At 71.9% G+C, this 10,776-nt stretch carries 10 protein-coding genes and 3 pseudogenes; 3 read left to right on the top strand and 10 right to left on the bottom strand.

Features of this window, described 5'->3' with window-relative positions; genetic code table 11:
* Positions 1-190 precede the first annotated feature (190 nt).
* Entirely contained in the window at positions 191-676 is a 486-nt protein-coding gene (locus AB0A94_RS38165) for a DUF6308 family protein (RefSeq protein WP_361751573.1), read from the top strand.
* A gap of 308 nt (positions 677-984) precedes the next feature.
* On the opposite strand, the gene AB0A94_RS38160 is transcribed toward AB0A94_RS38165, so the two are convergent.
* The 10 genes and pseudogenes from AB0A94_RS38160 to AB0A94_RS38115 form a co-directional block, all read right to left on the bottom strand.
* Positions 985-2,013 carry an NAD(P)/FAD-dependent oxidoreductase gene (locus tag AB0A94_RS38160; protein ID WP_361751571.1) on the bottom strand — a complete coding sequence of 343 codons (1,029 nt, stop codon included), beginning with the start codon at positions 2,011-2,013 and terminating at the stop codon, positions 985-987.
* Between the two features lie 10 nt (positions 2,014-2,023).
* The gene (locus tag AB0A94_RS38155; protein ID WP_361751569.1) at positions 2,024-2,542 is read right to left on the bottom strand and encodes an isoprenylcysteine carboxylmethyltransferase family protein; all 519 of its coding nucleotides are present in this window, start codon (positions 2,540-2,542) and stop codon (positions 2,024-2,026) included.
* 3 nt (positions 2,543-2,545) lie between these two features.
* Positions 2,546-3,628: a 3-oxoacyl-[acyl-carrier-protein] synthase III C-terminal domain-containing protein gene (locus AB0A94_RS38150; RefSeq protein ID WP_361751567.1), complete on the bottom strand. Its 1,083-nt coding sequence runs from the start codon at positions 3,626-3,628 to the stop codon at positions 2,546-2,548.
* Positions 3,625-4,806, bottom strand: a complete 1,182-nt coding sequence (locus tag AB0A94_RS38145) for a geranylgeranyl reductase family protein (protein ID WP_361751566.1) — start codon at positions 4,804-4,806, stop codon at positions 3,625-3,627. Before AB0A94_RS38145 ends, AB0A94_RS38150 begins: the two co-directional genes overlap by 4 nt.
* Complete coding sequence (locus AB0A94_RS38140; RefSeq protein ID WP_361751564.1) at positions 4,806-5,639, bottom strand: UbiA family prenyltransferase; 834 nt, start codon at positions 5,637-5,639, stop codon at positions 4,806-4,808. The genes AB0A94_RS38145 and AB0A94_RS38140 overlap by 1 nt, the downstream gene beginning before the upstream one ends.
* Positions 5,636-6,700: an NAD-dependent epimerase/dehydratase family protein gene (locus tag AB0A94_RS38135; protein WP_361751562.1), complete on the bottom strand. Its 1,065-nt coding sequence runs from the start codon at positions 6,698-6,700 to the stop codon at positions 5,636-5,638. Before AB0A94_RS38135 ends, AB0A94_RS38140 begins: the two co-directional genes overlap by 4 nt.
* A 214-nt stretch (positions 6,701-6,914) precedes the next feature.
* Positions 6,915-7,205 (bottom strand): hypothetical protein, encoded by a 291-nt coding sequence (locus AB0A94_RS38130; RefSeq protein WP_361751560.1) that lies wholly within the window; start codon positions 7,203-7,205, stop codon positions 6,915-6,917.
* A gap of 7 nt (positions 7,206-7,212) precedes the next feature.
* Positions 7,213-7,725 carry a hypothetical protein gene (locus tag AB0A94_RS38125; RefSeq protein ID WP_361751558.1) on the bottom strand — a complete coding sequence of 171 codons (513 nt, stop codon included), beginning with the start codon at positions 7,723-7,725 and terminating at the stop codon, positions 7,213-7,215.
* Positions 7,726-7,812: 87 nt separating this feature from the next.
* Positions 7,813-8,571: pseudogene (locus AB0A94_RS38120) on the bottom strand (IS6 family transposase).
* Between the two features lie 90 nt (positions 8,572-8,661).
* Positions 8,662-9,304, bottom strand: a pseudogene (locus AB0A94_RS38115) (helix-turn-helix transcriptional regulator); the annotation flags it as partial.
* A gap of 145 nt (positions 9,305-9,449) precedes the next feature.
* Here AB0A94_RS38115 and AB0A94_RS38110 point away from each other — a divergent pair.
* Both AB0A94_RS38110 and AB0A94_RS38105 read left to right on the top strand, forming a co-directional pair.
* Positions 9,450-10,184 carry an SDR family oxidoreductase gene (locus AB0A94_RS38110; RefSeq protein ID WP_361751557.1) on the top strand — a complete coding sequence of 245 codons (735 nt, stop codon included), beginning with the start codon at positions 9,450-9,452 and terminating at the stop codon, positions 10,182-10,184.
* Positions 10,185-10,306: 122 nt separating this feature from the next.
* Positions 10,307-10,482 (top strand): annotated as a pseudogene (locus AB0A94_RS38105) (leucine zipper domain-containing protein); the annotation flags it as partial.
* Positions 10,483-10,776 lie beyond the last annotated feature (294 nt).

The raw sequence follows: 10,776 nt of genomic DNA, 5'->3' as shown, positions 1-10,776 counted from the left end.
GTTGGCGGCGCAGGACCGTGTTCTCGTGCCGCGGCACGAACAGTTCGGCTTCCTTCGCGGTGTCGCGGCGCAGCGGTATGCCGGGGACGGCCGGCGGCTCCCGGGTCACCCCGTACAGCAGCGAGACGATCACCACGACAGCATCCCAGCTGCCACCGACGCTCCAGGACATGGGTACGCACGTGCAGCGATGACTTTCCGATCGGTACAGGGTGGGGGAGACCGGCCGGAGGTCGCTGACCGGATCACGGCGGAGGACCTGGTCGCGGTGCAGACCTTGTCGGTGATCGTTCCGGCGCCCGTCGCGCTGGATATTTTAGAGGGCCGCCTCGGCACGCGGCTGTCCGGTCTGCCTCACGCCATTCCCAGGGACATCGACATGGCTGATGCCGACGCGGTCGTCGTGGCCGACGGCTCGCCGGCGGATCAGGCCTGGAGACTGCTCTGCGAGCAGCATGGGGTCAACTGGGTCATCGCCGGGAAGGTCCTGGCCCGCAAGCGTCCCCGACTGCTCCCGGTCTACGACCGAATCGTCCGCTGTGCCATCGGCCGCCCGCCGTCCTTCTGGCTCGCTCTCCATGCCGCGCTGCGCGAGGACGATGCCGCGTTGCATCACCAGCTGCTGGAACGGGAGTGTCCCATAGGCGGCGGATCCGATGATCAAGGAGACGCCTGAGCCGTGGAGGGGGAGATCAGCATCGTGAGTGCCGGCGGAGGCGCCTTGTCCGTCGGCTTCGGCACGCTGCCCTTCGAGGTGTCGGTCCACGCCCCTACCGGGGTTCACGCGGCGAACTGACCGGGGCATCGGTTTTGTTTGGGTCGGCGTTGCTGCCGTCCGCACCGAGACGCACCCCCTCGACGAGGTGCCACCCGCCTACGGACGTCTGCACGACGGAGGGGTGAACGGCCGGGCCGTCATCGTCCCCACGGATGGCACCGGCCCCTTCCGCCCGTACACGGCGCGGGTGTCCGAAGTCCGCCGGATCATGTTCCCGCCGGACGCGCCAGCGCATCGACGGTCGCGGAGAACAACCCCGGCAGCCGCTGTGCCGCAGGCACCAGCGCTGAGCGGACCGAGGGGATCCTCGTCACGCCGAGCAGCGCCTGGGTCAGCCAGCGGTGGCGCCGGGTGAGCAGTCGCCACTCCCGCTCGTACGCTGCCGGGTCGTTGTCGACGACTGCTCGCACCGCCGCCGAGGCCTGTGCGAGCGCCAACGCGATGCCCTCACCGGTCAGCGCGTCGACGTACCCGGCCGCATCGCCGACGAGCAGCACCCGGCCGGCGGTGCGTGCGTGCGTGTCCTGGCGGAACGGCCCCGCCCCGCGCACCGGTCCGGCGGCCACGGCTCCGGCCAGCCGCTCCCGCAACTCGGGGAAGGCGGCGAGTTGGTCGTCGTACGGTCCGCGGCCGGTGGTGAGCACCGCGACGCCGACGAGGTCGTCGCTCACCGGGGTCACGTAGGCCTCCGCGTCACGGGCCCAGTGCACCTCGACGCGATCGCTCCAGGGTGCGGACACGTAGTGGCGGCGCAGCCCGTGTCGCCGGTGGGCCCGGCGCGGCCGGTGCAGGCCCAGGGACCGGCGGATCGGCGAATGCAGGCCGTCCGCAGCGGCGAGGTGCCCGGCACGGGTGCCGTCGATCACCACACCGCCCTCGTCCTGCTCGACACGGCGCACCGTGCGCTGCTCGACCCGTACGCCGGCGGCCAGCACCGCCTCCCGCAGCGCCGCGTGCAGGACGGTGCGACGCACCCCGCGGCCCGGCCCTGCCCGGAAGTCGGCGCCGACCCGACGCGGCCCGGAGACGTACGTGATACCCCGCAGGTCGCGTCCCGGCGGGTGCACACCGAGCGCTGCCAGGGCGGCGACGGCACCCGGCATCAGACCTTCGCCGCACGCCTTGTCGACGGTACCGGCGCGCTGCTCCCAGACGGCGACCTCGAGGCCGGCCCGAGCCGCGTGCAGTGCCGTGGCGAGACCCGCTGGCCCGCCACCGACGACGAGAAGATCCATGCGCCCCTCCTCAGGCCAGCCGCGCCAGGGCGGTGTTCTCGACGCGGACGCGGGTGGCAAGCAGGAACCCGTTCAGCACGGTGAAGACGACCGCCGTGACCCAGGCCGAGTGCACCAGCGGGAGCGCGAGCCCTTCGACGACGACGGCGAGGTAGTTCGGGTGCGGGAGCCGGCGGTAGGGGCCGCAGGTCACGCGGGCAGCGCCGGGTACGACGATCACCCGGGTGTTCCATTGCCGGCCCAAGGTGGCGACGCACCACCAGCGCAGCGCCTGCGAGGCGGCGACGAGGGTGAGCATGGCCCAGGCGAGGACCGGTACGATGTCCGGCTGCCGCACCCATACCTCCACGAGCGCGCCGGCCAGCAGGCCCGTGTGCAGCACCACCATGAACGGGTAGTGACCCCGCCCGGCCTCCACGCCGCCCTGTGCGAGGCTCCGGACGGCGTTGCGGTGGGACACGAACAGTTCGGCGACCCGTTCCAGACCAACGGCCAGGACCAGGACGGTGAACAGGACTCCGCCGCTCACCTCTCATCCTCCCGGGGCGCGCAAGAGCACGAGTTCGGAGCAGAAGCCCGGGCCCAGGGCGAGCATGAGCCCGTGGGAGCCGGGCCGCGGAGGGCGGTCGGCGAGCGTGTCCGCCAGGACGTGCAGCACCGAGGAGGAGGACAGGTTGCCGATCCGGCGCAGTGAGTCCCAGGTCACCCCCAGGGCGTCACGCTCGATCCCGAGCACTTCCTGCAGTGCTTCCAGCACCCTGGGGCCACCGGGGTGCGCGACGTACCAGCCGATGTCGCCGTCGGTGAGGGCATGGTCGGCGAGGAAACCGCGAACGTCGTGGCCGACGTACCGGCGCACCAGGTCGGGGACCGAGGAGTCGAGCACGATCTTGAATCCGCCGGAACCGACGTCCCAGCCCATCATGCGTTCCGAGTCGGGGTAGAGGCGACTGCGCGAGGCGAGGACCTCGGGGCGGGCGGGATCGTCGGACCGTGCGAGCGGATGCCCGGAACCGACTGCGACCACCGCCGCGGCGCCGTCCCCGAACAGGCCGCTCGCCACGAGATTGGCGAGCGAGGTGTCCTCGCGCTGGAACGTGAGCGAGCACGACTCGACCGACACCAGCACCGCGACCCCGTCCGGGCAGCCGCGCAGCAGGTCGTGCAGGCGCGCGATGCCGGCCGCGCCGGCGACACAGCCGAGGCCGACCAGGGGCATGCGCACCACGTCGGGGCGCAGCCCGACCTCCGCCGCGATGCGGGCTTCGAGCGAGGGGACGGCCAGACCGGTCACCGTGCACGACACGATGAAGTCGACGTCGGTCGGCGTGAGGCCGACCTCCTTGAGCGCGTTGACGACCGCGCGGCCGCCCAGCTCGACGCCCGTCCGGATGAAGGCGTCGTTCGACCGGCCGAAGTCCCCGAGGCGGGTGTACTCCTCCAGCGCCAGCACGGTGTGCCGGGTTTCGACGCACGTGTTGCGGTGGAACCGTTCGACGACGCCGCGGTCGACCGCGCCCTCGACCAGTATGCTGGCGAAGGACTCGGTGATCTCCTCCTGTCGGTAGCGGTGATCGGGCAGGACACCGCAGACACTGAGGATGCGCATGGTCATGCTGGCTCCTGAGGACAGCCGGTCGGACGGACGGGTGTGAGGAGCGCCCGGCCGAGGCCGAACGCGATGGCGGGGGTGAGCCGGCCCCTGGCGAGACCGAGTTCGACGAGGTCGTCGAAGACGCGCTGGTCGGCGGCTGAGGCCCGCAGCCCGGCCTCGAGGACACCAGCGGTGCGGGCGAGCCGGGCGGCCAGCGCGGTGTGGCGCAGGTGGGGCAGCAGGATCCGGCGGGTGACGCGGGCGTATCGCTCCCCCGCCCGCTCGGGCCGTCCGTCACGCAGGGCTGCGGCGGCGGCGCGACCGGCCGCGATGCCGGTGGCCACGGCGTAGTGGATGCCCTCTCCGGTCAAGGGGTTCACCAGGCAGGCGGCGTCGCCCGCGAGCAGTACGCGGCCGGCCGGAGGGTGCCAACGTGCCGTCGAGAGCGGCAGAAGGTGCCCGGCCCAGTTCCGTCCCTCCTCGGTCGCACCGGGCAGGAGCGCTTCCAGCCGCTCGAACAACTGGGCGCGGGTCGGCGCCGGCCGGCCTCCGTGGAGAACCTCGCCGTACCCGACGTTCGCATGGCCGTCACCGCGGTCGAAGGACCAGGCGTACGACGGCTGATGACGGGTGCCGAACTCGATGACCTGTACGCCTCGCCGCCCGGACGCGACCGGGGCGTAGCCGCGCAGCGCCAGGGCCACCGGACCGCGAGAGCGACCGAGCGCGCGTCGGACGACCGAGTGGTCGCCGTCGGCGCCGACCACGACCGCGGCGCAGACCTTTCCGTCCAGGACCACCGCATCGGTGTCCTGTCGCAGATCGCGGACCCGGTGCCGCAGGAGCCGGGCGCCCGCGGCGACGGCCGCGTCGACCAGCCGGGCATCGAAGATCCGGCGCGGCACCACCCACGCCGGGCGGGCCGTCCGCCGCTCGACGACCAGGCCGCCCCGGCCGAGGCGGAGGCGCCCGACCGGGACCCGGTCGTCGACGAGACCCGTGACGCGGACCTCGGCGAGAAGGTCGAGGACGTGCGGGGCCACCCCGTCGCCGCAGACTTTGTCCCGCGGGAAGCCCGCCCGGTCCAGCAGGGCGACGCGCAGGCTCGCGTCGGCGTGCAGCGCGCCCAGGGCGGCGGCGGCACCGGCCGGCCCGGCGCCGACCACCACGAGGTCCCAACGAGTGGAGGTAGGCGCCATCAACCGGCCGCCACGAGCAGTACGACATCGAGCAGGGCGACGGCCACCGCGGCCCGGAAGGGAGCACGGCCGTGGGCGGCCGCCGTAAGGACCATGAGGAACACCACCAGGGCGAGGACCGCCGACGCCCACGCCGGAGGGGACCCGGCGGGACCGAACACGGCCAGCAGCGAGGCGGCGGCCAGCAGCACGACGGCCAGGGTGCGCGAAAGGTGCTCGCCGAGCCGGTGCGGCAGGCCGCGGACGCCGGTGCGTTCGTCGTCGGCGAGGTCGGGCAGCGTGTTGAGCAGATGTGCCGCGACACCGAGCGCGGCTCCGGCACCGGTCATCCACAGCGGCGCCCAGGCCGGGGCGGGGCCGGCGAGGGTGACGACCGAGGGCAGCGTCCCGAAGGCACTGGCGTACGGCACCCACGACCACCGGGTCGACTTGAGCCCCAGGTTGTAGGCGTGGCCCGCGCCGGCGCTGAGGACGACGTTGACCAGGCCGCTGCGCCAACCGGCGAGCGCGGACAGCACGATGCAGGCGAGTCCGGCCACGGCCAGGGCGCGCACCACCCGGCCGACCGGAAGGGCTCCGGTGACCAACGGCTTGCCGGTCCGGCAGACGGCACGGTCGCGAGGCAGGTCCCGCAGGTCGTTGCCCCAACCGATCGTGAGCTGCCCGGCGAGCACCGCAGCGGTGACGACGGCGGCATCGAGCGGGTCCAGGTCGCTGCGGAGCGCGAGCAGGCCTGCGATGGCGGCGACCGCCAGGGCCGGTCCGCCGTGGGCGGCGGCGAGCAGCGCGACCGGCGGCGGTCCGGGACGCGTCGGTGCCGTGCCGGTGGTCACGGGCGTCGCCGCACAGCGACCGGCCCACGACGGACCGCGTCACCGAGCGCCCCGAGGACGGTGCGTGGGCGCAGCACGGGTGTCCGGCCGGACGCGGCCTCCCTCATGCCCTCGATCACCTCGGCGAGCACCTGCGGGCCGTCCTTGGCCGGGGCCCAGCCGAGTTCCGTGCGCGCACGGGTCGTATCCAGCACCGGGAGCGCGAAGCCCATGTCGAGCCACCCGGTGTCGACCGGTTGCAGGCGTGCGTGCCAGGCGGCCGACATGACGGTGCGGACCACTGCGGAGGGCACGTGCACCAGCCTGGCGCCGAGCGCGTCCGCGATGACCGCCGCGGTCACGGGCGTGTCGGCGGCGAGGTTGAACGGACCTGCCGCGCGCCGGTGCAGCACCGTGACGATCGCCTCGGCGACGTCGTCGGTGTGAACCATCGGGATGGTCAGCCTCCGGTCCATCGGCAGGACCGGCAGCAAACCGAGCGCCTTGGAGGGCACGAGGGCGGGCACGCCGTACCGCAGGAGAGCGCTGCCGGCGGCGCGCTGCCCGACGATTCCCGGCCGAAGGCGGGTGACGAGCGTGCCGGCGCCGGAGGCCTCATACCGGTCGAGGAGACGTTCGGCCGCCGCTTTGTGCCGGCTGTACCGCGAACTGCGCACGCCCCCGGTGGGCCAGGACTCGTCCACCGGACGATCGTCCTTCTTCGGTGAGTAGGCGCCGACCGAGGACATGTGGATCAGGTGCGCGACACCGGTGTCGGCGACGGCCCGGAGCACGCGGCGGGTGCCACCGACGCCGAGTTCCCTGAGATAGGCGAGATCGTGGGACGGCTGGAAACCCCACGCCAGGTGGACGACCGCGTCCGCGCCGGTGAACGCCTCGACGAGTGTGCCGTGACAGGCCTCGGTGCTGAGGTCCGCCGGGCGCCAGTCGACGCCCCGGCTGTCACGGCCCTCGGGCAGCCGCCGGGCCAGACCCACAAGGTCGTGCCCGCCCTCGGCACGCAAGCGTCGCACGACGACAGAACCGATGTTTCCGGTCACCCCGGTGACCACGATGCGCATGCAGGATGCGTTGCCCGTCGTCCCTCCTCTCACACGGGGTATTCCGGCATACGGCGGACACCGACGTCATCCGGCCGGTGCACTGCGCGTGTGCGCTTCCTTCGGACATGGGGCGTTTTCTGCGTGTATGCCGCGCCGAGGGCGAACCCGAGGGCGGGCCGCCTCTCCGTCCCCCGCACGCAGCCTTTCGACGGCCGGGTGCTTTCACGGCGGATCACCGGTCGGACGTGGTCGGTGCGGTCCGCCGGCCGGCGGGCGGAGACGTGACCTTCGACGCGTCCTTTGAACAGCCCATCGTGAAGGGAGCGGCGACGGCCCGCAGAGCGAGGCCGGCGAGCGGCTCCTCGTGATCGAGCGCCACGAGCGCGTGGGTGCTCACGGCGGCCCCGACCGGCTCCGCGACCGTCGGCCGGCACGTGGACGGGCGGCCGACGGTGTGGACGATGCGCGGCGGCGCGGACGCCTCACTGGCGTGCGGCCCCGGAACTGCTGGGGAGGACGTCATGCACGGCTCAGGTCGTGCCGGCGAAGCGCTGGTCTCGTTCGTCGGTTTGGTGGCCACCGGGGGAGATGGTGACATCGGCGTCGTCGAAAACGTCCAGCCGATCCCTACCGGCGGAACCCGGCTCCCCGCCCGGCCCGCGGCCAGCCGGCCCTCTCAGCGCGAGGATCTTCTGGTATACCTGCTCGGCGACCTCTTCCGCAGGCTGCTTCGCAGTGCACAGGACATCGTGCGGCGAGACGGCGGACAGAGGCATCTCGCGGATACGAATGACCAGGTGGCCCGAGGCGATCAGATCGGCGGTCTTGTCCCGGTCGCGCTCTGCGGCGTCCTGATGCCAGTACGCCCCGTCGTACTCCACCGCGACCGGCCGGCTTCCCGGCAGGAGCATGTCCACCCTCCACGACCGCAGCCGCCGCGCAGCCCCGTCCGGTGCCGCGTGGCGGGCAGCGGTACCGGGGCTGACAAGATCGGGCAGGCGCCGGTGCAGCGCCTCGAAGACCTCCTGCTCGCGCCTGGACACCCCTTTTTCCGGCGTTGTCACGTTGTTGGGTGCGTGACTGTTTGATGGGGCCTCGGGGCGTGGTGGGCCCACGGCTCGGGCCTGTATTCAGGCCGTGGTGGGCTGGCCGGCGGCGCCAGTGACCTGCTCCCAGATGGCGAAGCGGACGGTCATCTCGGCTCGGTAGTCGGAGGCTGTCATCAGGTGACGGCGAGGCCGGAAGTGCGGTGAGATGCCGCTGAACGCGGACAGGAACCGCTGGGCCCCGCCGACGCTGCGAAAGCTTTTCATGGCGCGTTCGCGCTGCCGGGTGGGCTGGTGGGAGTTCTCAGCCCGGTTGTTCAGGCCCTTGTGACAGCGGTGCTCCACCGACGGCATCGCCTCGCGGTGGGCGGCGCCGTAGGAACGGAGCTTGTCGGTGACGATCATTCATGGCACCGACTGGGTGGCCTTCATCAGCTTCCTGAAGAAGCGCTTGGCCGCGGCCTTGTCACGGCGGTTCTGCACGAGTATGTCCAGCACGGTCCCGTCGGCGTCCACCGCCCGCCACAGGTACTTGTGCTCTCCGTTGATTTTGATGAAGACCTCGTCCAGGTGCCATTTGTCCCCCGGGCGGGAGCGCCGGCGGCGCAGTGCGTTGGCGTAGGCCTGCCCGAACTTCAGGCACCACCGCCGGATGGTCTCGTGGGAGACGAGCACATCGCGCTTCAGCATCAACTCCTCGACCTCGCGGAAGCTGAGCGGGAAACGGTGGTACAGCCACACGCAGTGCGCGATGATCTCCACCGGGTACCGGTGACCCTTGTACGACGGCGGCGCGGACGACACGAGCGATCCTCTCCCCGGCACGATCAACTCCAAGATCATCTCAGGCCGGTCAGCCAACGTGACAATGCCGTCCCGGCTCTTGCCGCGCATGTGGTGGGCATTCCACAGTCGGTCGAACTCCGCGCTCTACTGAGTGAGTTCGGCAACCAGCCGGCGCAGTTCGGGGCTGTCCGGGTCGAGGCCGGCGCCTTCGCGCAGGTTGGCGACGGCGGCCTGGGCGGCCCGCTCCCAGTCCGCGTAGAAGTGCCGGCCCGCGGGGTCGAGGAAGATCATGCGGGCCAGGTTGTCCGCCGGGTCGAACGGGGTCGAGGAAGATCATGCGGGCCAGGTTGTCCGCCGGGTCGAACGGGGTGAAGAGCGCGTCGGCCAGGGCGTTGGTGGCGAGGATGTCCAGGGTGCGACCCAGGACGAACGCCGGGGTGTGAGGGTAGCCGTCCATCAACTGGCGCAGCGCCGGACTTACCCCGGCGACCGTGTGGACGGAGCGTTGCGCCCCGGGTGCACTGCCGGCCAGGCGGAACAGGTGCGTGCGCGCGTCGCCGTCCAGGCGCAGGGCGCGGGCGAGGGCGTCCAGCACCTGGGGCGAGGGGTTGCGTTCGCGGCCCTGTTCCAGGCGGGTGTAGTAGTCAGCGTTCACCCCGGCGAGGACCGCGACCTCCTCGCGGCGCAGTCCGGCGACCCTGCGCGTCCCGTGACTGACCATGTCCACGTCCCGCGGCGTGAGGCCGGCCCGGCGGGCGCGCAGGAAGGCTCCCAGGTGGTTCTCGTCCATGCGGTACAGGCTAGGCGGCCATCCGACGCGCTGCCTGGGTGTGGCGGACCCAGGCAGGAACCGTCCTGGTCCGTGCCCGCCGCTGCGCACAGACTCGGTTCCGCGGTCAGTTGCGGAAGCATCCATGTATGGGAAGGACATCGTCATGACGCAGACCACCAAGGTCGTCCTGGTGACCGGCGCGAGCAGCGGGATCGGTGAGGCGACGGCGCTGCGCCTGGCCGCCGACGGCCACCGGGTGTTCCTGGGCGCGCGCCGCACCGAGCGCCTGGAGAAGCTGACCGGGCGGATCACCGCCGACGAGGGCAGCGCCGGCTTCCGGCGGCTCGACGTCACCGACGCCGCCGACGTACAGGCCTTCGTGTCGGCCGCGGTCGAACGCTGGGGACGCGTGGACGTGATCGTCAACAACGCCGGAGTGATGCCCCTCTCGCCCCTGTCGGAACTCAAGGTGGACGAGTGGGACCGCATGATCGACGTGAACGTCCGCGGCGTGCTCCACGGCATCGCGGCCGCCCTGCCGGTCATGCGGGAACAGGGCGGCGGCCACGTCGTGAACATCGCCTCGGTCGGCGCGTTCGAGGTGGTGCCGACCGCCGCCGTCTATTGCGCCACCAAGTTCGCCGTCCGCGCCCTGTCCGAGGGACTGCGCCAGGAGTCGCCCGGAGACATTCGCGTCACCGTGGTCTCCCCGGGCGTCACCGAGTCCGAACTCGCCGACTCCATCTCCGACCCGCGGGCGCGCGAAGACATGAAGACCTACCGCTCGGTGGCCGTCCCGGCCTCCGCGATCGCCGACGCCATCGCCTTCGCCGTCTCCCAGCCCGCCGACGTGGACGTCAACGAGATCGTGGTACGCCCGGCCGCCAGCGCCCAGTAGACGGCCCAGCAGCCACCTCGGTGTGTTGTTCACGAGCGTCGTTGAAGCCGAATGGGTTTGATCACGGCGGAGATCTCCGGTGTGTTGGAGCTGTATAGGACTGCACCGCATTGGAGGACTTCGTGTCACACCACAATGCCCGGCTGACCATGCACGGCAGGCAGCTTCTCATCGAGCATGCTCGCGCAGACTGTTCGATCGCGCACGTCGCCGCCGAGATGGGCACCGCGTCACCGCCCACGAGCAGGTCCGCCGCTGGCAGGCCGAAGGCGGACAAGGGCTGCACGACCGCGCCGCCCCCGCGGCGTGTGGCCTGACCGTCCCCGTAATCAGACAGCGGATCTCGGTGAGCTTCTGGCGGGCCGCGCGGACCTCGTACTCCTGCAACTCGAAGAGGTCGGAAAGTGAACCGGTAACCGTTAGAGCGTGTAGCGCAGAGGCAGCCAACCCTGTCAGAGCCTGGGCCGTCGTGCGGCGACGCACCCACCCCTCCAGCAGGCGTTGTCACGTTGGTGGGGTGTTGATCGGTTGAGGGCGTGTCAGGGCGTAGAGGGGGCGGGCGGGGTTTGGATTACGCTGCGGTGGGCGGGGC

The organism is Streptomyces sp. NPDC044984 (assembly GCF_040646935.1).
In the GTDB taxonomy this organism is placed as follows: Bacteria; Actinomycetota; Actinomycetes; order Streptomycetales; family Streptomycetaceae; genus Streptomyces.
The sequence above is the reverse complement of the archived record's forward strand: the minus strand, read 5'-3'. Positions and strand labels throughout refer to the sequence as shown.

Bases quoted from the DNA above. Each gene is read 5' to 3' on its own strand.
- AB0A94_RS38165 (WP_361751573.1), top strand. From the start codon at position 191: ATGACTTTCCGATCGGTACAGGGTGGGGGAGACCGGCCGGAGGTCGCT.
- AB0A94_RS38160 (WP_361751571.1), bottom strand. From the start codon at position 2,013: ATGGATCTTCTCGTCGTCGGTGGCGGGCCAGCGGGTCTCGCCACGGCA.
- AB0A94_RS38150 (WP_361751567.1), bottom strand. From the start codon at position 3,628: ATGACCATGCGCATCCTCAGTGTCTGCGGTGTCCTGCCCGATCACCGC.
- AB0A94_RS38145 (WP_361751566.1), bottom strand. From the start codon at position 4,806: ATGGCGCCTACCTCCACTCGTTGGGACCTCGTGGTGGTCGGCGCCGGG.
- AB0A94_RS38135 (WP_361751562.1), bottom strand. From the start codon at position 6,700: ATGCGCATCGTGGTCACCGGGGTGACCGGAAACATCGGTTCTGTCGTC.
- AB0A94_RS38130 (WP_361751560.1), bottom strand. From the start codon at position 7,205: ATGACGTCCTCCCCAGCAGTTCCGGGGCCGCACGCCAGTGAGGCGTCC.
- AB0A94_RS38110 (WP_361751557.1), top strand. From the start codon at position 9,450: ATGACGCAGACCACCAAGGTCGTCCTGGTGACCGGCGCGAGCAGCGGG.